The organism is Halobaculum sp. CBA1158 (genome assembly GCF_021431925.1).
In the GTDB taxonomy this organism is placed as follows: Archaea; Halobacteriota; Halobacteria; order Halobacteriales; family Haloferacaceae; genus Halobaculum.
Genome location: NZ_CP090372.1, coordinates 235,959 through 257,382 on the forward strand (window position 1 = coordinate 235,959; position 21,424 = coordinate 257,382).

17 protein-coding genes are annotated in these 21,424 nt (G+C 68.9%); 9 read left to right on the plus strand and 8 right to left on the minus strand.

The window, feature by feature from the left end:
• Positions 1–25: 25 nt before the first annotated feature.
• Complete coding sequence (locus tag Hbl1158_RS16030; protein ID WP_234299656.1) at positions 26–1,111, minus strand: TIGR04053 family radical SAM/SPASM domain-containing protein; 1,086 nt, start codon at positions 1,109–1,111, stop codon at positions 26–28.
• Positions 1,112–1,144: 33 nt separating this feature from the next.
• Positions 1,145–1,705, minus strand: coding sequence for a halocyanin domain-containing protein (locus Hbl1158_RS16035; RefSeq protein ID WP_234299657.1), 561 nt, complete (start codon positions 1,703–1,705; stop codon positions 1,145–1,147).
• 101 nt (positions 1,706–1,806) lie between these two features.
• Here Hbl1158_RS16035 and Hbl1158_RS16040 point away from each other — a divergent pair, with 101 nt between their 5' ends.
• The 3 genes from Hbl1158_RS16040 to Hbl1158_RS16050 all read left to right on the plus strand — a co-directional run bounded on the left by Hbl1158_RS16040 (position 1,807) and on the right by Hbl1158_RS16050 (position 4,805).
• Entirely contained in the window at positions 1,807–2,145 is a 339-nt protein-coding gene (locus Hbl1158_RS16040; protein WP_234299658.1) for an Htur_1727 family rSAM-partnered candidate RiPP, read from the plus strand.
• The gene (locus tag Hbl1158_RS16045) at positions 2,142–3,326 is read left to right on the plus strand and encodes a TIGR04347 family pseudo-SAM/SPASM protein (protein WP_234299659.1); all 1,185 of its coding nucleotides are present in this window, start codon (positions 2,142–2,144) and stop codon (positions 3,324–3,326) included. The genes Hbl1158_RS16040 and Hbl1158_RS16045 overlap by 4 nt, the downstream gene beginning before the upstream one ends.
• 105 nt (positions 3,327–3,431) lie before the next feature.
• A complete protein-coding gene (locus Hbl1158_RS16050; protein WP_234299660.1) occupies positions 3,432–4,805 on the plus strand; it encodes an aspartate aminotransferase family protein in 1,374 nt (457 codons plus the stop codon).
• A gap of 46 nt (positions 4,806–4,851) precedes the next feature.
• Here the strand turns inward: Hbl1158_RS16050 and Hbl1158_RS16055 are convergent, their stop codons facing one another.
• Entirely contained in the window at positions 4,852–6,564 is a 1,713-nt protein-coding gene (locus Hbl1158_RS16055; RefSeq protein WP_234299661.1) for an aldehyde ferredoxin oxidoreductase C-terminal domain-containing protein, read from the minus strand.
• Between the two features lie 227 nt (positions 6,565–6,791).
• On the opposite strand from Hbl1158_RS16055, the gene Hbl1158_RS16060 reads away from it, so the two are divergent.
• Positions 6,792–7,973 carry a M24 family metallopeptidase gene (locus Hbl1158_RS16060; protein ID WP_234299662.1) on the plus strand — a complete coding sequence of 394 codons (1,182 nt, stop codon included), beginning with the start codon at positions 6,792–6,794 and terminating at the stop codon, positions 7,971–7,973.
• 96 nt (positions 7,974–8,069) lie between these two features.
• On the opposite strand, the gene Hbl1158_RS16065 is transcribed toward Hbl1158_RS16060, so the two are convergent.
• Positions 8,070–9,056, minus strand: a complete 987-nt coding sequence (locus Hbl1158_RS16065) for a D-2-hydroxyacid dehydrogenase (protein ID WP_234299663.1) — start codon at positions 9,054–9,056, stop codon at positions 8,070–8,072.
• 126 nt (positions 9,057–9,182) lie between these two features.
• Between Hbl1158_RS16065 and Hbl1158_RS16070 the strand changes: the two genes are divergently transcribed.
• The gene (locus Hbl1158_RS16070) at positions 9,183–10,505 is read left to right on the plus strand and encodes an amidohydrolase (RefSeq protein ID WP_234299664.1); all 1,323 of its coding nucleotides are present in this window, start codon (positions 9,183–9,185) and stop codon (positions 10,503–10,505) included.
• The gene (ilvA, locus tag Hbl1158_RS16075; RefSeq protein WP_234299665.1) at positions 10,502–11,776 is read left to right on the plus strand and encodes a threonine ammonia-lyase; all 1,275 of its coding nucleotides are present in this window, start codon (positions 10,502–10,504) and stop codon (positions 11,774–11,776) included. The genes Hbl1158_RS16070 and ilvA overlap by 4 nt, the downstream gene beginning before the upstream one ends.
• Here ilvA and Hbl1158_RS16080 read toward each other — a convergent pair.
• The 4 genes from Hbl1158_RS16080 to Hbl1158_RS16095 all read right to left on the minus strand — a co-directional run bounded on the left by Hbl1158_RS16080 (position 11,773) and on the right by Hbl1158_RS16095 (position 17,395).
• Positions 11,773–13,134, minus strand: a complete 1,362-nt coding sequence (locus tag Hbl1158_RS16080; protein WP_234299666.1) for an aminotransferase class III-fold pyridoxal phosphate-dependent enzyme — start codon at positions 13,132–13,134, stop codon at positions 11,773–11,775. The two genes, ilvA and Hbl1158_RS16080, sit on opposite strands and share 4 nt — an antisense overlap.
• A 134-nt stretch (positions 13,135–13,268) precedes the next feature.
• Positions 13,269–14,963 (minus strand): BCCT family transporter, encoded by a 1,695-nt coding sequence (locus Hbl1158_RS16085; protein WP_234299667.1) that lies wholly within the window; start codon positions 14,961–14,963, stop codon positions 13,269–13,271.
• A gap of 424 nt (positions 14,964–15,387) precedes the next feature.
• Positions 15,388–16,035 carry a hypothetical protein gene (locus Hbl1158_RS16090; protein ID WP_234299668.1) on the minus strand — a complete coding sequence of 216 codons (648 nt, stop codon included), beginning with the start codon at positions 16,033–16,035 and terminating at the stop codon, positions 15,388–15,390.
• A 79-nt stretch (positions 16,036–16,114) separates the two neighbouring features.
• Positions 16,115–17,395 (minus strand): amidohydrolase, encoded by a 1,281-nt coding sequence (locus Hbl1158_RS16095; RefSeq protein WP_234299669.1) that lies wholly within the window; start codon positions 17,393–17,395, stop codon positions 16,115–16,117.
• 232 nt (positions 17,396–17,627) lie between these two features.
• Here Hbl1158_RS16095 and Hbl1158_RS16100 point away from each other — a divergent pair, with 232 nt between their 5' ends.
• From Hbl1158_RS16100 to Hbl1158_RS16110, 3 genes are all read left to right on the plus strand, one after another.
• Positions 17,628–19,742, plus strand: a complete 2,115-nt coding sequence (locus tag Hbl1158_RS16100) for an acetate--CoA ligase (RefSeq protein WP_234299795.1) — start codon at positions 17,628–17,630, stop codon at positions 19,740–19,742.
• Positions 19,739–20,806 (plus strand): phosphotransacetylase family protein, encoded by a 1,068-nt coding sequence (locus Hbl1158_RS16105; protein ID WP_234299670.1) that lies wholly within the window; start codon positions 19,739–19,741, stop codon positions 20,804–20,806. Before Hbl1158_RS16100 ends, Hbl1158_RS16105 begins: the two co-directional genes overlap by 4 nt.
• Before the next feature lie 64 nt (positions 20,807–20,870).
• Positions 20,871–21,278: a MoaD/ThiS family protein gene (locus Hbl1158_RS16110; protein ID WP_234299671.1), complete on the plus strand. Its 408-nt coding sequence runs from the start codon at positions 20,871–20,873 to the stop codon at positions 21,276–21,278.
• The last annotated feature ends 146 nt before the right edge of the window (positions 21,279–21,424 follow it).

The following is a 21,424-nucleotide window of genomic DNA, read 5'->3' on the forward strand; positions in this document are numbered from 1 at the left end:
CCCGCGAGCGGGAGTCGGCCCCGATTCACCCGTCCGCCAGCGACTCCGGCAGCGGTCCGTCGTACCCATCGGGAACGTACGGACACAGCGGATCGGAGGCGAGCGGGTCGCCCGTGACCGCGTACGCTCGCGAGCGCGACCCGCCGCAGACAGCGCGGTACTCGCAGGCACCGCACTTGCCCGTGAGCGCGTCGCGGTCGCGGAGCCGTTCGAACAGGTCGGCGTTCCGGTACAGGTCGACGAGGTCGTCGTCGCGGACGTTCCCCGCGGGCTCCGGCAGGAAGCCAGAGGGCGTCACGTCGCCGACGTGGTTGACGAACGCGAAGCCGTCGCCGGCGCGGACGTTCGGCCGGGTCGCGGGCGGCCCCGACTCGGGGTGGAGATCCGCCGGCTCGACCCCGCGCCGGTCGAGGCCGACGCGGGTGTGGTGGGGGGCCTCCGTCGTCTTGACGGTGAACGACGACTCGTCGTCGACGGCGTGGAGCCAGTCCATGACTGCGTCGGCCCGGGACGGACTGACCGGGTCGAGCGTCGCCCCCCGTCCGACTGGGACGAGGAAGAAGACGCTCCAGCGCACAGCCCCGAGATCGCCGACCAGGTCCCGGACGGCGGGGAGTTCGTCGACGGTTCGCTCGCAGACGGTCGTGTTGATCTGGAGGCCCAGATCCGACTCCCGGATCCACCGGGCCGCCCGAAGCGTCTCCTCGAAGACGCCCGGTTCGCCGCGATAGCCGTCGTGGACCGACGGACCGCCGGCGTCGACGCTGAGCGCGACCCGTCGGAGGCCGGCGTCGGCGAGTCGGTCGATGCGGTCGCGCGTCAGCGACGCCGTTCCGCTGGGGGTGAGTGCCATCCGGAGGCCGATGTCGTCGCCGTGAGCGACGAGCTCCGCGAGGTCGTCGCGCTTGAGGGGGTCGCCCCCCGAGAGGACGACCACCTGGCCGTCGCCGAACTCGCGAGCGGACTCCAGCAGTCGCTTCCCCTCCGCGGTCGTGAGCTCCTCCGGGTGTCGTCCGGGCGTCGCCTCCGCTCGACAGTGGTCACACGCGAGGTCACACGCGCGTGAGGCCTCCCAGACGAGGACGATCGGACGCTGACTCGTGTCGAACATCGTGCTCGGTGGACTCGAACCGTCGGTCGACCGTCACTCGACGACGACGACGCCCTTCATCCCCATCGCCTCGTGGGGCGTGCAGACGTACCTGACAGTCCCCGCCTCCTCGAACGTCTGGCTGAATGTGTGGCCCTCGTCGGAGACGAGCTCGGACTCGAAGGAGCCGTCGTCGGCGGCGACGTTGTGGCTGGAGCCCTGGCCGGTCCACTCCCAGGTGACGGTCGTCCCTGTGGACACCCTGACTGCGGCCGGGCCGAAGCCGTAGTAGCCGCCGTTGGCCTCGATCCCGACCTCGACAGTCACCTCGCTCGCGCCGGTCTCGTCGACGACGCCGTCGTAGTTGTCCACGTCGTCGAACCAGCCGTCGAAGGAGGCGTCGCCGCCGTCTCCGCCGCTGTCGCCGTCTCCGCCGCTGTCGCTTCCACCGTCGTCCGTGGTCTCCTCGACGGGCGCTTCGGTGTCCGTCGACCCGTCGGTCTCGTCGCCGCCTCCGCTCCCGCCCGAACAGCCGGCGAGGCTCGCGAGGCCGCCCGCGGCGGCCAGTCCGGTCGCGCGCAGTACCGTCCGTCGGTCGGGTGAACGTTCGGACATCGACCGCGAGTTGTGGGGGGACGGATAAGCCGCGTTCTCCCGTTCCCAGTCGCTGGGATTCGTCGTGAACGCCGTAGGCGTCCCCCTCCGTCTCCCGGACGATGACCGACTCCGACCGGCGCGAGAGCGTGGCGCAGGCGCGAGCCGACGACTCGCCGGAGTGGGAGGTGTTCCTCCGGGAGTCGTCTGCCGAGCCGCTTCGACACGCGGGCAGCGTCACCGCGCCCTCGACTGACGTGGCACGCGAACAGGCGAGCGCGCTGTTCCCCGAGGCGTCGACCCTCTGGCTGGCGCGCAGCGACCGCGTCGCCCGTTTCACAGAGCGCGACCTCGGTGCCGAGTACGACGGAGACGGGGCCGAAGGAGACGACGACGCGGACGCCGACGGTGAACGGGACGCCGACGCGAACGCCGCCGCCGACGGGGGTGTGGAGGCGTGATCTCGGTCAGCAAACTCCTGTACGACCTCGACGCCGAGGGCGACGGGCTCCGGTACGGCGACGCCGACTCCTCGGCCGAACAGATCCGCCAGCGGAGACAGGAGCGACCGGTCGTCGTCTGGAACGGCACCAAACGGTGCAACCTCTCGTGTGCCCACTGCTATGCGGGTGCCGACGTGGGCGCGGCCGAGGGCGAACTCACGACCGCCGAGGCGAAGGGACTGCTCGACGAACTCGCCGGCTACGGCGTCCCGGTCGTGCTGTTCTCCGGCGGCGAGCCCCTGGTGCGCGAGGACCTCGCCGAACTTGTCGCCCACGCGAGCGACGCCGGGATCCGCCCGGTGTTGTCGACCAACGGCACGCTGCTCACCCGAGACCGCGCTCGCGACCTCCGCGACGCCGGCCTCGCGTACGCGGGAATCTCCGTCGACGGCCGCCGCGAGGTGAACGACGCCTTCCGCGGACAGGAGGGGGCCTTCGACGCCGCCGTCGACGGCATCGAGGCCTGTCTCGACGTGGGGTTGAAGACGGGCCTGCGCTACACCGTCACCGAGGACACGGTCCCGGACATGGAGCGCGTGGTCGACCTGCTGACCGACGTCGGCGTCGATCGATTCTGCTTCTATCACCTCGCGTACGGCGGACGGGGGGTCCCCGACGCAGACATCGCGCCCGAGACCCGACGCGACGCGGTCGAGCGCCTCGTCGACCTCACCCGGGAGTACCACGCCGCCGGCGAGGAGATCGAGACGCTGCTCGTGGGCAACTACTGCGACGCCGCCTACCTCGTCGAGTACGCGGGCCGGGAGTTCGGCCCCGACCGCGCCGAGCGCGTCCGTCGATACCTCGAGGTCAACGGCGGCGACCCGGCCGGCGAGCGGGTCGCCGACATCGACTACCAGGGCAACGTCCACGCGACGCAGTTCTGGCAGTCGTACTCGCTGGGGAACGTCCGAGACCGGCCGTTCGGAGACATCTGGGACGACGAGTCGAACCCCCTCCTCGACCGCCTCCGCGACCGCCCCGACAGCCTGGACGAGGAGTGCCGGACATGTGCGTACAGCGACATCTGCCGGGGGGCGTCGCGCCTGCGCGCGCTCACGGTCGAGGGCGAGTTCGGTGCCCGCGACCCGCAGTGTTATCTCACGCCCGCCGAGCGCGCCGGCGACGGCGCGGTCTAGGCCGGATCGCGGTCGCCCGCCCAATTTGAAAACGGATATCGTGTACAGTATCATAGCTTGCTGGTTACCTCAACCTATTTGTGGCCCTGCTGTCTCGTCGATAGTATGGTGGGCCCGCCGATCCACGACCTGCATTTCGCGGAGGAACCGTCCGTCGACGAGGTCCCCGGTCCCGCGTCGCGTTCGCTCCTGGACAGACAGGGGGAGATCGACAGCAGCGCGGTCGCGTACCCGAACGACATCCCGCTGGCGTTCGACGAGGGGCGGGGAGCGACCCTGAAAGACGTCGACGGCAACGTCTTCCTCGACTTCTTCGCGGGGATCGGCGTCTACAACGTTGGCCACGCGAACCCGTACGTGAACGAGGGCGTCCACGAACAGATCGACAAGCTCACCCACGCCGTCGACTTCCCGACGGAGCCGCGGATCGAACTCATCGAGAAGCTCGACGAGATCGCGCCGGGTGGACTCGCCGGCAGCAACCGGGTGGTCTTCGGCGGGCCGACCGGGAGCGACGCCGTCGAGGCGTCGATCAAGCTCGCGAAGTACAACACCGGCGGCAACGGCCTGCTCGCGTTCCGGAACTCCTATCACGGCGCGACGACCGGCGCGATGAGTATCACGTCGAACAAGAAGTTCAAGAAGCCGTACGCGCCGCTTCTGCCCGACGTAGTCCACGCGCCGTTCCCGTACCCGTTTCAGGAGGACCGCGCCCCCGAGGAGTCCGTCGACCGCGCCTTGGAGGAGGTCCGCGCGATCGTCGAGCAGCCGTACGGCGGGCTGACCGACCCCGCGGGCATCTTCGTCGAGCCGATCCAGGGCGAGGGCGGCGTCGTCGTCCCGCCAGAGGGGTTTCTCTCGGGACTCCGCGAGATCGCAGACGAGAACGACCTCCCGCTGGTGTTCGACGAGATCCAGGTCGGGCTCGGCCGAACTGGAGAGTGGTGGGCCTGCGAGCACTACGACGTGACCCCGGACGCGATGACGACCGCGAAGGCGCTGGGGGGCAACGGTCAGCCCCTCTCGGGGACCATCTACCACGAGGACCTCGACACGTGGGGCTCGGGCGACCACGCGGGCACGTACCGCGGGCACGTCCCGGCGATGGTCGGCGGCCTCCGGATGATCGAGTACGTCCAGTCGCACGACCTGCTCGACCACGCGACCGAGGTGGGCTCGTACATCCGCGACCGCCTCCGCGACGCGGGCGAGGGCGACCCCGGCCTCGGCGAGGTACGCGGAAAGGGCCTGTTCGTCGGTGCCGAGTTCGTCGACGGGAACGGTGACCCGGACGGCGACCGCGTCGACGCGATCCAGGAATACTGTTACGAGCACGGCGTGCTCGTCTGGACGGCGGGCCAGTACGGCAACGTCCTCCGACTGCTTCCGCCGCTCGTGTTGACGGAGACGCAGGCCGAGGTCGGGACCGAGGTCATCGCGGACGCCATCGCGGCGACCGCGCGAACCGTGTCGGCCTGACGGGCGGACGCGGTATCCGGCTCTCTCTTACGGACGACGCGCCGAACTACGCCGGAAGCGCCGACTCCGGAACGGTCCCGTCCTCGTTCCACCCGCGGATCTCGTAGTACGACTCGATGGCGTCCTCGAGCCCCGGAAGCTCGTCCTCGTACGGGAGGCGATCGTCCGCGCGGTCGAACCCCCGCTCGTTGTTGAAGTGCCGTTCGAGCGCGACCGTCCGCGCCCCGACCGCGAGCAGGTCCCCGAAGTCGGCGTCGAACAGCAGCTCGTAGCGTTCGGGCGTCATGAAGTCACGCGAGAACTTGCAGACGACGCCGCTGTCGTTGAGCGCCATCAGGTCCTCCCGTTCGACGAGCCGTTCTGCCTTCCCCTCGAACCCCGCGGGAGCCATCGCCTCGTCCTCGTCGACGAGCGGGTACTCGACGGAGTAGAACGTCGCGTACATGTGGTCGGCACCGCGGTTGGCGACGGCGTACGAGAGCGCCTGCCCGTGGAGGAGCCGCCCCTCGTGGGCCGCGAAGTCCATGTTCTTCACCGACCAGTTCTCCACGCCGAGGTCCTCGTGGACCCGACCGATCCCCTCGGCGAGGCGGTCGCCGACCCCCTCGCGGTGGGCGATCTTCTCGACGAGATCCCAGATGAGCTCGCGGTTGCCGAACTCCTCTTCGGCCTCGAGGTACGCTGCGATGGTGTTGCCCGCCGAGATGGCGTCGAGCCCGTACTCGTCGCACAGCCGGTTCGACTCCATCACGTCGACGATGTCGTCGACCCCGGAGTTCGAGCCGAACGCCATCGCCACCTCGAACTCCGGCCCCTCGGTCTCGACGCCGCGTTCCTCGTCGCGAGTGGGAAGCTTGCACGCGAACGCGCACGCCGAGCAGGTCCCTTTCTTGTACTTCTTCGACGCGACGGCGTCGCCGTTGATCCCCTCGACGCCCTCGAAGGAGCGCTCGGAGAAGTAGTACGACGGGAGCCCGTCCATCTCGTTGGCGAGGTCCATCACGGCGACGGTCCCCTGCTCTTTCATGATGTGGTCCTCGGTGGCGGCCTCGCGGTGGATCTCGTTCGCGGTCGCCGGGATCGACAGGTCGGGCGCGGAGTCGCCGCCGAAGGTGACCCCCTTGACGTTCTTCGCGCCGAGGACCGCCCCGAGGCCGCCGCGGCCGAACGCCCGTTCCTCGGTCGTCATGATCGACGCGAACCGAACCTCGTGTTCGCCGGCCGGCCCGATGACGGCGGTCTGGTCGCTCGAGATCCCGTGTTCCGTCTCGAGGTACTTGGTCGTCTCCGGAACCGTCGCCCCCGCCAACTCGGGGACGGCCTCGAACTCGACGCCTACGTCCGACTTCGTCGGACGAGCCGACGAGTCGAGCTCGTCGACGTCGTCGCGGACGTGAACGACGACCAGCTCGTCGCTCTCGCCGGCCAGCTCGACGGCCCCGTAGCCCGTCGCCGCGAGGTGTCGCGACATGAATCCGCCCGCGTTCGACGACAACAGCCCGTCGGTCAGCGGAGAGACGGCGGTGCAGTTGGTCCGGCCGGTGAAGCTCATCTGAGAGGCCTGCATCGGCCCGGTGGTGAACACGGCTCGGTTCTCCGGACCGAGCGGGTCGGCGTCGAACGGGATCCGCTCGTGGGCGAGCCGTGTACCCACGCCGCGGCCGCCGACGTACCGCTCCTGGATACCCGTGATGTCGGTCTCCGAGACGTCCCGGTCGCCGAGGTCGATTGACAGCAGCGGTCCGGTACTGTGAAGCATACCGAAGGATCGGCCCGGCCGATACAAAAACCCACAGCTACGCGGCCCGAATTGGGGGTTTCGAGGGGTGAACCGGCGGATCCCTGAACCGACATCCCGCGTCTCACCCCCGCTGAGCGCCGATTTCGCCGACTACGCCCGGCAGAAAATACACAATATACGTTTTCAATATACACGATAAAGTTATACTACGGCTTGCCAACGTTCCCCGTAGACGGTCCGCTACCATGCCCCGAGAAGAGATATTCGACGAGTCCGAGTACGAGCGGCGGGTCGAACGAACGAGGCGGCGGTTGCGGGAGGAGGAACTCGACGCGATCGTGGTCTCCGATCCGGCGAACATGAACTACTTGACCGGCTACGACGGCTGGTCGTTCTACGTCCACCAGGCGGTCGTGGTCACCCCGGACCGGGACGAGCCGGTCTGGATCGGCCGCGACATGGACGGCGGGGGCGCGCGGGCGACGACGCACCTCGACGACGACAGCATCCGCGCGTACAGCGACGACCACGTCCACTCGCCGCACGACCTCCATCCGATGGACTACGTCGCGGGAGTCCTCGAGGACCTGGGGGTCGCCGACGGCCGCATCGGGCTGGAGATGGACGCCGCCTACTTCACCGCGAAGTCGTACACGCGGCTCCAGCACAACCTCCCGGACGCCGACTTCGAGGACGCGACGCTGCTGGTCGGCTGGGTCCGGATCAGGAAGTCCGAGCTGGAACTGGCGTACATGCGCGAGGCCGCCCGCATCTCCGAGAACGCGATGCTCGCGGGCCTCGACGCGGTCGGTGAGGGGGTCCCGGAGTACGAGGTCGCGGCCGCCATCTACGAGCAACTGATCACGGGTACCGACGAGTACGGCGGCGACTACCCGTCCATCGTTCCGCTGATGCCGTCGGGCGACCACACGGGAACCCCGCACCTCACCTGGACGGACCGCCGGTTCGACGACGGCGACCCCGTCATCATCGAGCTGTCGGGGTGTCGCCACCGCTATCACTCGCCGCTGGCCCGAACGACGTTCGTCGGCGACCCCCCGACGAAGCTGGAGGAGACGGCCGACATCGTCGTCGAGGGGCTGGAGGCCGCACTCGACGCCGCCGAACCCGGCGTCACCTGCGAGACGGTCGAGAAGGCCTGGCGCGACACAATTGCGGAGTACGGCCTCGAGAAGGAGGATCGTATCGGCTACTCGATGGGGCTCGGCTACCCCCCGGACTGGGGCGAACACACAGCGAGCATCCGCCCCGGAGACGAGACCGTCCTCGAGGAGGACATGACGTTCCACATGATCCCCGGTATCTGGACCGACGAGATCGGCATGGAGATCAGCGAGACGTTCCACGTCACGAGCACGGGCGCGGAGACGCTGGCGGAGTTCCCGCGTCGGCTGTTCACCGCCTGAGGTCCGGTTCGGCCGAACGGATCCCGCATCGCCCTCGCGGTCCGACGCACCCGTCTCCAATCCCGAGCCGAGTCGTCGTGAGTTCGAGTACGGGACTTACCGATCCGAGTCCGGCTGGACGACCACGTTCTCCAGGTCGCCGCCGGACTCCAGCGCGGCGACGTTCCGGGCGACGATGTCGCTCAGCCGATCCCAGTGCTTCGGCGTGTGACCGCCGGTGTGCGGCGTGATCAGGCAGCTCTCCAGGTCCCAGAGCGGGTGGTCGGACGGCAACGGCTCCGGGTCGGTCACGTCGAGGGCGGCACCGCGGATCCCCTCCGACTGGAGCGCGGCGACGAGCGCGTCCGTGTCGACGAGCCCGCCGCGAGCCGCGTTGACGACGACGGCGCTCGGGGGCAGCGTCGCCAACTCCGCCTCGCCGACCAGCCCCCGCGTCATGTCGTTGAGCGGGCACGCGAGCACGACGTAGTCGCTGCGGGAGAACGCCTCGTGAACGTCCTCCTCGTCGAAGCCCAGTACCTCGTCGGTCGGCCCGCCCTTCTCGGGGGTGTAGCGGATCCCGATCGTCTCCACCTCGAAGCCCGACAGGCGCTGGGTCACCGCCTGCCCGATGGACCCGAGCCCGACGACCGTCACCGTGCTGTCTGTGAACTCGTGCGACTGGAAGTGACGCCACTCCGCGTTCCCCTTCCGACGCCAGCCCTCGTGGAGGTTGCGCGCGAACACGAGCATGTTCGCGATCGACTGCTCGGCGATGCCGGGGGCGTGGATGCCGCCGGCGTTCGTCACGGCGACGCCGTGCTCGGCCAGCGCGTCCACCGGGACGTGGTCGGTCCCGGCGAAGGTACACGCGAACAGCTCGAGCCGGTCGGCGCGTTCGATCAGGTCGCGGTCGACCGTGATGCCGGTCACGACGCGCGCGTTCGGGACGAGTTCGCGCTCGTCGGCGGGCGTCCGCGCGAGGCGGACGGTGTACTCCGGGAGTCGTTCGCGCAGCGTCTCCGCGTACGACTCCATCGACAGCCCCTCTGTGCCTTCACGCAGTACGACGACGTCGGGCTCCGCGTCTGAGTGTCCGGTCATGGGGTGTGGTCGCGTCGGATCGACGCGTTGGCTACCGATCCCGGCGACCCTGCTTATCCCTTTTGTGTATCTATTGTCAACGACAACTGTGTATAGTTAAGGGGGCGCAGGCAGAGAGTGACTCACATGACCGAACCGATCCGCGACCGACTCGTCAGCCTCCGTCGGAGCTTCCATCGGCAGCCGGAGCCCGCCTGGCGGGAGTTCGCCACGACCGCGAAGCTCGTCGAGGAGATCCGCGAGATCGGGGTCGACGAGGTAGCGGCCGGACCCGACGCCTACGACCCCGCGGACAGAATGGCCGTTCCGGACGAGGATCTCGACCCCTGGATCGAACGCGCCCGGGAGCGCGGCGCGGACGACGATCTGCTGGAACGGATGACCGGCGGGAACACCGGCGCGGTCGCGGTCCTCGACCGGGGCGAGGGCCCGGCGATCGGGCTGCGCGTCGACATCGACGCCCTGTTCATCGAGGAGTCGACCGACCCGGATCACGAGCCGGTCGACGAGGGGTTCCGGTCGGAGATCGACGGGGCGATGCACGCCTGCGGACACGACGCCCACATGACGTGGGGGCTGGCCACTCTCGAGGCGATCGCAGAGAGCGACTTCTCCGGTCGCCTCGTCGTGTTCTTCCAGCCGGCAGAGGAGACCAGCGGCGGGGGTCGACCGATGGCGAACAGCGGGTTCGCCGACGACCTGGACTACCTGCTCGCCGTCCACGTCGGGCTCGACCACCCGACCGGCGAGGTGGTCGCCGGGGTCGAGAAGCCGCTCGCGATGTGTCACGTCGACGCGACGATCGAGGGGACCTCGGCCCACGCGGGCAAGGCTCCCCAGGAGGGGAACAACGCGATGCACGCGATGGGAACAGCCATCGTCAACGCCTACGGGATCCCGCGACACAGCGAGGGGATGACGCGGGTCAACGTCGGCAAGGCCACGGCGGGAACCGCGAGCAACGTCATCGCCGAGCGGGCCCACATGGAGACGGAGGCCCGCGGGGAGACGACGGAGCTGATGGAGTACATGAAGCGCCGGCTCGAACGGACGGTGCGCTCGGCCGCCAAGATGCACGGCTGCCGGGCGACCGTCGAGGTCGTGAGCGAGTCGCCGCGGGCCGACAGCGACCCCGAGCTTCAGGCGCTCGTGAGCGAGGTCGCGAACGGCGTCGACGGGATCGACCGCGTGCTCCCGGCGGCCGACTTCGGTGCCAGCGAGGACGCGACGTTCCTGATGAACCGGGTCCAGTCGGAGGGCGGGCTGGCGACGTACCTGATCGTCGGGACGGACCACCCGACCAGCCACCACACGCCGACGTTTGACGTCGACGAACGCAGCCTGCAGCACGGCGTCGACGTGCTGGTGGGAACGATCAGGGACCTCGAACGCCGCCATCCCGTGCCGCAGGCGGCCGACATCGACGTGGGGACCGACAGCGCCGAATGACCGGGACGCACGAGCGGGACGGCTCCCCGCCTGCGGGCGATCCTCCCGTTACCGTCTCCGACGTGAAGGACGCACACGAACGGCTCCGCGACGTGGTCCATCGGACGCCGCTGGACACCTCACGTACGTTCGCAGAACTGAGCGGCGCGGCCTCGGTCGGCCTCAAACTCGAGCCCTTCCAGCGCACCGGGTCGTTCAAGATCCGGGGGGCGTACAACGCGATCGCGCAACTCTCCCCCGAGGACCGCGAGGCCGGCGTCATCGCCTCCAGCGCGGGAAACCACGCTCAGGGCGTCGCGCTCGCGAGCGACCTCCTCGACGTGGACGCGACGATCGTGGTCCCCGAGACGACGCCCGCGGCGAAGATAGACGCCACACGCGGCTACGACGCCGGGGTCGTCGTCGAGGGCGAGGAGTACGAAGGGGCCTACGAGTACGCCCTCGACCGCGCCGATCGGACGGGCGAGACGTTCGTCCACCCGTTCGACGACGAGGCGGTCGTCGCGGGACAGGGGACGATCGGCCTCGAACTGCGCGAGCAGTTCCCCGAACTCGACACGGTGCTGGTGGCGATCGGCGGCGGGGGACTCGTCTCCGGGATCGGCACGGCGCTGTCGTCGACGGACCCCGAGGTCCGCGTCGTCGGCGTCCAGCCCGAGGGGGCCGCACACGCCAAGCCGTCGCTGGAGGCCGGCGAGATCCGGCGGCTCTCGGAGGTCGACACCGTCGCCGACGGGATCGCCGATGCGCGACTGCTCGAGACGACGTTCGCGATCGCCCGCGAGGTCGTCGACGACGTGGTGACCGTCTCCGACCGGGAGATCGCCGCCGCCGTCGCCCTGTTGGCAGAACGGGAGAAGGTCGTCGCCGAGGGGGCCGGGGCGGCACCGCTGGCCGCGGCGCTGTCGGCGGACCTCGACGTCCGCGGAGACCACGTCGGCGTCGTCGTCTCCGGCGGCAACGTCGACTTGACAGAACACGGCGACCTCGTCCGGACCGGGCTCCGGAAGCTCGGGCGCTACGCGACGGTCAGGCTGGCGCTCGACGACTGGCCGACGCTCGTCGGCGACGTCGTCGACGCCGTCGAGGGCGAGGGCGCGCAACTGGACGTTCTCGAACGTGCCGAGAGCGGGACGGCCGATCCCCCGAACCGGACGCCGCTCAAGATTGGGTTCGAGGGGAGCGGGGAGGACCACGCCGAGGCGGTCGTCGCCGAACTCTCCGCGGTCGAGGGGGTGTCCGTCGTGGCGCGGTCCGTCGACGCCGACTAGCTTACTGTCGCGGTCGGGCCGACGGCGTCGACGGCATCGCAGAACAGCGAGATCCCGAGCTCGATCTCCCGCTCCGTCGAGTCGAGCGGCGGGAGCAGCCGAATCGTCTTCTCGCCGCACCCGAGCGTCAGCAGGCCACGCTCGAGCGCCGCCTCGACGACGGCGGCGCGCCGGTCCGGCGTATCGAACTCGACGGCGAGCATCAGGCCCTTCCCGCGGATGTCTTCGACGTGCTCGGGCGTGCGCTCCGCGAGCAGTTCCTTCGCCTGCCTGCCGCGTCGGGTGGCGTTCTCCAGCAGGTCGTGTTCTCGGATCGCCTCCAGGGTGAACGCTCCCATCATCGACCCGAGGACGTCTCCGCCGCCGAACGTCGACCCGAGGCGGTTCTTCTCGGCCGGGAACACCTCCGAGCGGGAGATCGTCGCCCCGACGCGCAGCGCCTTCGCGCTCGCGATCACGTCCGGTTCGATCGCGTAGTGGTCCGACGCCCATATCTCACCGGTTCGGCCGACGCCCGACTGGATCTCGTCGACGACGAGCGGGATGTCGTACTCGTCGGTGACGGCCGCGACCTCGGACATGAACGCCTCGCTGGGGAAGCGGTAGCCGCCGACGCCCTGGATCGGCTCGAGGGTGAGGAAGGCGATCTCGTCGGGGTTCACGTGACCGCCCTCGGGAGAGAGCATGGCTCGGAGCCGGGAGCCCTCGCCCGTGAAGAACCCGCAGTCACAGCTCCCGGCGTCACAGTCCCGGTCCGCACAGAACGGAACCGTCTCGATCCCGCTCACCTCCGGGTAGTGGCGCGTGTACACGTCCTTGGACTTGGTCACGGAGAGAGTTCCGAGGGTTCGACCGTGGAAGCTGCCGGAGAAGGCGACGCCGTACTTCGCGGGCGCACGGAGGTCGTGGGTGATCTTCATCGCGTTCTCCATCGCCTCCGCGCCGGAGTTCGAGAGGAAGACCGTGTCCATCCCGTACTGGTCGGACGCATCGACGAGCGCCTCCATGAGGTGGCTCGATCCGGGGACCTCGGCCTCGTCCGGAGTGGGGCCCGCGCCGAAGTACATGTCCTGTCCGGCGATCTTCATCGGCTCGACGAGATCGAACTCCCGCAGCCTCGAGAGGACCTTCTCGTTGTTGTAGCCGAGCGGTGCCGCCCCGATGTGACACGTGAAATCGAGGAGGACGTTCCCGTCGACGTCGGTGACGAACGGGCCGTCGGCCTCGCGGGTCACGTCCCAGACGAACTCGTGGGAGTACTCACTCGGGGCGGAGTGCTCCTGGTGGAACTGGACCCACTTCCGGGCGTTCGGACCCGGAAGCGCGGCCGCATCCGGCTCCGCCGTGTCCCTATCCATACACAGTTTATGTGTACATTATACATTAAAACTTGTTATAGTGGGGATCCGACGGGGTCATCGGTCGAACGTCGCAAAAAACTCGTCCGAGACAGCCGACGGCGCTGTCGGCGGCCGCGGAGTGAAGACGGGTCTCAGTCGTCCTCTGACTGGACCGCACCGGTGGTCGACTGCGACCTCGACTCCTCGCTCGACCCGTAGAGGACCGTCTCCTCCTGGAGCAGCACCTGCTGGTAGTTGGCACCGAAGTCCTTGATCAGCGCGAGCATCGCCAGGAAGCAGACGAATGCGAACGGCGTGCCCGTGATGATCGCCGCCTGCTGGAGCGTGTTGGCGCTCCCGGTCCCGCCGAGGATCATCAGGATGGCCGCGGTCATTCCCAGGACGACGCCCCAGAAGATGCGGTTGAGGTTCGACGGCTTGGCCTTGCCGCCGGTCGTCATCATCGAGACGGCCAGCGTCGAGGAGTCGGCCGACGTGATGAAGAACGTCGTCACGAGGATCAAGAACACGTAGATCAGTATCGACCCGATCGGGATCGATATCGAGGCTCCCCCGAGGTTCAACGTGAACGACAGCGCCTGGAAGAGGATGAACCCGGACACTTCCGCGCCGGCCTCGCCCGACAACACCGCGCCGAAGTCCGCGATGCCGTTGTGTTGTGCCCAGACGGCGGTGCCGCCCACGAACGTGAACCACGGGATCGTGGCCCCGGACGTCGCGACGATCCCCGTGAAGGCGACCTCCCGGACGGTGCGTCCCTTGGAGATGCGGGCGATGAACAGGCCCGCGAAGGGGGACCACGAGAGCGCCCACGCCCAGTAGAACACCGTCCACGCGTTCATCCAACTCGTCGCCGCCGAGTCACCCGCTCCCATCGGCCCCGCGCCGGTGAAGAGGCTCATCGAGACGAAGTCGGTGATCATTCCGCCGAAGGCCTGGGTGCCGACCAACACCAGGAACAGCGTCGGCCCGACGAGGAACGTCACGAACATCAGCCCGACGAAGACGATCATGTTGAAGTTCGACAGGCGGCGGATGCCCTTGTCGACTCCGAGCACCATCGAGGTTGTGAACAGCAGCGTCATCATCGTCACCACGAGGAGGATCCCGATGTCGCCCATGTTGATCCCCCACTGGTAGTCAAGTCCGGTAACGAACTGGCTCCCGATGAACCCGAGCGACGTGGCCACGCCGCCGATCGTCGCGAAGACGGCGAGGATGTCGACGACCTTCGCGAACGGCCCGTCGAGGTTCTCCGCGCCGATGATCGGCGTCAGTGCCGAGGACACCCGCAGCGGGACGTTCTCGTAGTTGTACGCGAAGTAGCCGATCGCGATCCCCATGATCGTGAACACCGCGAGCTGAGGGAGCGCCCAATGGAACAGCGTCTGCTGGACGGCGAGGGTCATCGCCTCCGCCGTCCCGCCTTCGACGCCGTTGAACAGGGGCGAGGGGCTGTCGTAGTAGAACAGCGCCTCGGTCGGACCCCAGAAGACGACGCCGGCGGCGAACCCTGCCGAGTACAGCATCGCGAAGAACGACAGGAAGCTGTACTCCGGCGGTTCGTCCCCGAGTTTGATCCCGCCCCACGGCCCGACGATCAGGAACAGGAGGAAGAGGACGATCAGGAACACGATCAACAGCAGCGCCCAGTTGAACGCGCCGAGCAGCTCCGAGTTGAGCGACGAGATCCCGTCCTCGACCGCGCTCGGACTGATGAAGAACGCGACGATGACCCCGAGCGTCAACAGCGCGCCGAACGCGAACACGACGGGGTCGATCTCGTCGAGGAACTCCTCGACCATTCCCTGGCCGGAACTGCTCATCCCGTTCCACCTCCGGTGACGGGACGACTGTTCGAATGTGCGTCTCTCGGCCGACCGTCAGCCATGCTACGAGATGGCATAGCGGGGCGATCGAAACTATATACAATAAGTGTTTCTCATATCAGCGATTTCTTAACGAACACCGTTTATTGACTGTACGATTGAGAAGCGCCGACGAGTTACTAGATTTTACGGATAATGATCGTATACCGTGGGTATGAACCAATTCAAAGTGTGATTCGATGTGATACGTCCAATTACCTCGCCACAGGCTCGACCGGATACCGTGTATTCCGATGCCGTTCGGTCGACGTCGATCGAGACGATACGTCGTTTCGTCCGGCTCCGTAACCGAAAACCGTAGTCGGTCGATCGTCGGTTAGTCGATCGTCCGACAGTCGATCCTTTGGCAGTCGATCGTCCGTCAGTTGGTCAACTCCTCGAGGCTCCGCTCGTGCGACTCGGCGCTCTCCGTGAGGCGCTCGGCGAACTCGTCGACACGGGACTTGATCTCCTCGCCGGCCTCGTCCGGAGAGAACGAGTCGGACATCGTCAACAGACGGACGAACGCGCGGAGTTCCTCGTCCGTGAGCTCCGCGAACTCCTCGTCCTCGAGCTTCTCGACCACCTCGTCCACGTCGATCTGCCCGACCGGTTCGACGTTGAACTCGACGTTGACCATCCGGTAGTTCGACCCGGCGAGCCGCTGTTCGGCCTTTCCGACTCCCTCCGCGAGCATGTCCTTGAACGGGGTGTGATACCCCATCGTCCCGAGGTGGAGAAAGGCGAGCATGTCGGTGATGCCCTGGGTGTACGCGTCGCGGTCCTCGTCGTCGGGATCGAACACGGTCTCCCGGTCGCGCTCTTCCATGTACTCGAAGAGGATGCTGAAATCGAGGATCGCGTTCCGAACGCGGCGTCGGATCCTGTTGCGTTTCTGCTTCTTCGAGTGGTCGGTGTAGTCCGTCTTTCGCCCGGTCAGGAAGTCACGATCGGAGGGCGTGAGGATACCGCGCGGTCGGTCGGCGTCCGCAGCCGCCTCCAGCGACTCCGGCACGTCGTCCATGCTCATGGCCACAACACCGGTAGCGAGCGAATTAACAGTACTGGTCCCCCGGATTTCTCGCCTCGTATCCGGTTCACTCGGCCCCCTATGGCCGACGGCGGGAGAGTTCGACGACCGTCTCCGACAGCAGCGACACGCCGATATCGAGGCTCGCCTCGTCGATGTCGAAGGTCGGCGTGTGGTGACTCGTCGGGTGGTCGGTCCCGATGAGGACGTAGGATGCGAGTCCGCCGTCGTCCTGCACCCGCTGCATCAGGTACGTCCCGTCCTCGCTGACGCCGAACTCCTCGGACGGGATCACGCGATCGATCCCGTCGACCCCCCAGGCGACGTTCCCGATGAGGTCTCGAAGCGCCGGATGGCTGTCCACGCGCGGCGACTCGCTGATCATCCGAGGGGCGACGTCGCAGTCGTGCATCTCGGCGGCGGCGTAGAGCACGCGTTCGAGCTCCGTCCGCGTGTACTCCATCAGCGCTGTGGTCTCCCCGCGCACCTCGGCGTCGATGGTGACCTCCTCGGCGATCACGTTGCTCGCCGCGCCGCCCTCGATCCGACCGACGTTGACCCGCGTCAGCCCGTCGGAGTGTCGGGGGATGGCGTAGGCGTTCTGGATCGCACACGCCGCCGCCTGTATGGCGTTGGCCCCTTGGCTGGGTGCCTTTCCAGCGTGCGCGCTCGCCCCCTCGAACGTCGCCGTCAGGTGAGCCATCGCGAGCGGTCGCTCGATCCCGGCGACCACCTCGCCGGTCGGGTGGTCGAGGCCGACGTGAAGCGCGATGAGGTAGTCGACGCCGTCGAGGTGACCGCTCTCGGCCATCGCCTTCCCGCCGCCGGAGATCTCCTCGGCCGGCTGGAAGAACACCTTGAACGTCCCCTCGAACTCGCTCGCCTTGACGGCCTCGAGCGTCCCGATCGCGATCGCGAGGTGGGCGTCGTGGCCGCAGGCGTGCATGTACCCCTCGTGTTCGGACCGGAACCCCTCCGCGGCCGGGCGGTGACTGGCCTCGTCGGACTCCTTCATCGAGATCGCATCGAGGTCGACGCGGAGGCCGACGCACGGCCCGTCCCCCCGGTCGAGCGTCGCGACGACTCCCGTGTGGCCGTCCGCGGTCGATTCGAGTATCTCCGCGCGAACGCCCGCGCGACGCGCCCGGTCGAGCCACCGATCGAGATCCGCCTCCGGCGGAACGGCCATCCGCTCGTCGGTCGCGACCGCCTCACGACCGACGGCGACCTCGTCGACGCCGATCCGCTCGACCTCCTCGACAACGCGGGCGGTCGTCTGATACTCTCGCCACCCCGGTTCGGGGTGGCGGTGAAACGCCCGCCGAAGGTCGGGTAAGCTCGTTCGGGGATCGCGAGACATTCGTGCCGACTGGATGCGGTCACGGTACTTAACCGTAGCCGCCCAGACGACGGCGGGCACGTTCTTGTGGGATGCCATTGAATTACTGGACGGTGACGATGTGTACGAGAGGAGTCCCGGTCCGCTCGGTCGACCGCCGGCGGCGACTCGAGGAGGGCTCGACCGCGCTCCGGGCGAGGACGCCGCGGGGTGACCGATGACCGATGAGCAGGAACCGGTCGAGCGCACCCGGATGGAGGAGCCACCGCTTTCGGGACTGTTCGCCCCCGACCGGGTTGCCATCGTCGGCGCGACCGACCGCGAGGGATCGGTCGGTCGCGCGGTGACCGAGAACCTCCTGGCCGACTTCGACGGCGAGGTCGTCCCGGTGAACCCGAACCGCGACGAGGTGCTCGATCGTCCGTGCGTCGGGTCGGTCACGCGGGCCGACGCCGACATGGCGGTCGTCGCTGTGCCGCCCGGGGCCGTCGTCGACGTGGTCCGCGAGTGCGGCGAGTCCGCCGTCCGCAACGTCGTCGTCCTCACCGCGGGGTTCGGCGAGACCGGCGTCGAGGGGGCCGACCGCGAACGGCAACTGCAGTCCGTCGCCACCGAGTACGATCTGAACCTCGTCGGGCCGAACAGCCTGGGCGTGATGTCGAGCCCGCGCGGGCTCAACGCGACGTTCGGCCCCGATGCAGCGCCCGCGGGCGGGGTCTCGTTCATGAGCCAGTCGGGGGCGTTCGTCACGGCCGTCGTCGACTGGGCGACCGAGGAGGGAATCGGCTTCAAGGACGTCGTCTCGCTCGGGAACAAGGCCGTCCTCGACGAGACGGACTTCGTGCGCGCGTGGGGCGACGACCCCGCGACGGACGTGGTCGTCGGCTACCTCGAGAGCATCGACGACGGACGCGCGTTCGTCGACGCCGCCCGCGAGACGACCGACGACACGCCCGTCGCGGTCGTCAAGTCCGGACGCACCGACGCCGGCGCGCAGGCCGCCTCCAGCCACACCGGGGCCATCGCCGGCTCCGACCGGGCGTACGAGGCCGGCCTCGACGCCGCCGGCGTCCTCCGTGCGGAGTCCGTTCAAGAGCTGTTCGACGCCGCACGCGCCCTCTCCGGCGGCGAGGTACCCACCTCCGACGGTGTCGCCGTCGTGACGAACGCCGGCGGCCCGGGCGTGATGGCGACCGACGCCGTCGGCGACGCCGACCGCCTCCGGCTCGCGAGCTTCGGCGACGGAACGGTCGCCCGCCTCGGCGAGGCGCTCCCCGAGGAGGCGAACGTGTACAACCCGGTCGACGTGATCGGCGACGCGGGCGTCGACAGATTCCGCGAGGCGCTCGACGTCGCCATGGAGGACCCCGACGTGGGCTCGGCGGTCGTGATCGCCGCCCCGACCGCGACGCTCGACTTCGGCGAGCTCGGCGAGCTGATCGCCGACGCCGCGGACGAGCACGGCGTTCCGATGGCGGCCTGCCTGATGGGCGGCGGTCGCCTCGCCGCCGCCCGCGGCGTGCTGCGCCAGCGGGGCGTCCCGTCGTACTTCGACCCGGCGCGCGCAGTCGGCGGTCTCGAGTCGCTCGCGGAGTACCGCGAGGTGCGCGGGCGCTCGTACCCCGAGCCCGAGCCGATCGACGCCGACCGCGAGCGCGTCCGGGAGGTCCTCTCGTCGGTCCGGGAGCGCTCCGACAACCGCCTCGGCGTCGAGGCGATGGAGATCCTCGACGCCTACGGGGTTCCGACCCCCCGAGGCGCGGTCGTCGCCGACCCCGCCGAGGCCGAGCGCGTCGCCGAGGGGATCGGCGAGGAGGTCGTGATGAAGATCGTCTCCCCCGACATCCTCCACAAGTCCGACATCGGCGGCGTCAAGGTCGGCGTCCCGGTCGGGGAGGTCGCCGACGCCTACGAGGACCTGATCTCGCGGGCCCGTAACTACCAGCCCGACGCGACGATCCTGGGGGTACAGGTGCAGGAGGTGGTCGACCTCGACGCCGGCGTCGAGACGATCGTCGGCAGTCACACGGACCCCCAGTTCGGCCCGCTGGTCATGTTCGGACTGGGCGGCGTGTTCGTCGAGATCATGGAGGACACGACCTTTCGGCTCGCGCCGGTCGGGCGCGACGAGGCGGCCGAGATGACCGAAGAGATCGACGCCGCGCCCCTGTTGCGGGGCGCTCGCGGGCGCGACGCCGTCGACATCGACGCCGTCATCGACGCCGTCAGGCGCGTCTCGCAGTTGGTCGCCGACTTCCCGAGCATCGTCGAACTGGACGTGAACCCACTGGTCGCGACGCCCGACGGGGTCCGGGCCGTCGACCTGCGACTCACAGTCGACCCCGAGACGCTGGAGGCCCAGTCATGAATCCGTTACTCGTCACATCGACCGCCGAGAGCACCGGCAAGACGGCCGTCACCCTCGCGCTCGCGCGCATCGCCGCCGACCGCGGGCGGGCGGTCGGCTACATGAAACCGAAGGGAACGCGCCTCCAGAGCGTCGTCGGCAAGACGCTCGACGAGGACCCGATGCTCGCCCGAGAGCTGCTGGGTCTCGACGCCGAGATGCACGAGATGGAGCCGATCGTCTACTCGCCCACGTTCGTCGAGGGGGCGATCCGCGGCCGCGAGGACCCCGAGGAACTCCGCGAACGCATCGCCGAGGCGTACGACGGACTCGCCGCGGACACCGACGCCATGTTCGTCGAGGGGGGCGGGGACTACCGCACGGGCGGCGTCGTCGACCTCACCGACCCCGACGTGGCGGAGGTGCTCGACGCCGAGGTGCTGCTCGTCGCCGACTACGAGGACTCCGGCGACGTGGACGACCTGCTGGCGGCCGTCGACGACGTGGGCGACCGCCTCGCGGGCGTGCTGTTCAACCGCGTCGACGACGCGGTCTACGACGCCGTCGACCAGGACGTGATCCCGTACCTCTCGAACCGCGGCGTCGACGCGCTCGGCGCGCTCCCTCGGGTGCCCGAACTCGCGGGCGTCACGGTGTCTGGGCTGGCCGACGAACTCGGCGCGGAGGTGCTCGTCGAGGGCGACGGCGACGCGCTGGTCCAGCGCTTCACCGTCGGCGCGATGGGTGCGGAGGAGGCGCTGCGCCACTTCCGTCGCGCCCGCGACGCCGCCGTCATCACCGGCGGCGACCGGAGCGACATCGCCACGGCGGCCATCGAGGCGACCAGCGTGCGCTGCCTGGTGCTCACCGGCGGTCACCGCCCCTCCGGGTCCGTGCTCGGGAAGGCGACGGAGGCCGGCCTCCCTGTGCTGTCGGTGCCGTCGGACACGCTCACCACGGTCGACCGCGCGGAGGACGTGATCCGGAGCGGCCGGACCCGCGACGAGCGAACCGTCGAGGTGATGCGCGACCTGCTGGAGACGCACGCGGACGTGGCGGCGCTGCTCGGCAGCGACGGGAACTGAGTCGTCCCTCTCGGCGAACGTGTTCGGGGCGCGGTTGAGGTGTGTCGCCCCCGGAACTGCTCACATGAGCGCGACCGAAGCCGAGACGGCCGAGCGCGACGACGAGCGAGCCGTCACCACCGTCGACGTGAAGGGGACCGGCAGACTGTACGACGCGCTGCCCGAGCACCGGTTCGAGTACACCTTCGACGGCACCACCCTCCGGGAGTTCCTCGACGCGTTCCTCGAGGACCACGACGTCGCCGACCTGCTCATCGCCGAGGAGCCCGAGGACGCCGTCGCCCACGGCTGGGCCGAGCCGCCCGAGGAGCTCCCGGACGACTTCACCGCCAATCCGGAGGGCGACCGAACCCGGGCGTACGCCCGGATCGCGGTGAATGGCCACTTCAACGAACACCTCGACGGCTTCGACACCGAACTGGAGGACGGCGACCGCGTCGCACTGATGTACCCGTTCATGTTCTGCTGTTGAGCGCGCGCGACGCCGTCACCGCCGCGTCGGTCCCCCGGGAACCCGGGATCGCTCCCGTCGGCGATCCGGATCGCGGACGCGGACTCCCTCGGTCCGACGGTGACCCTCCCGGCCCTTTTTCACGATCCGCGAACGCGTTCGCGGGC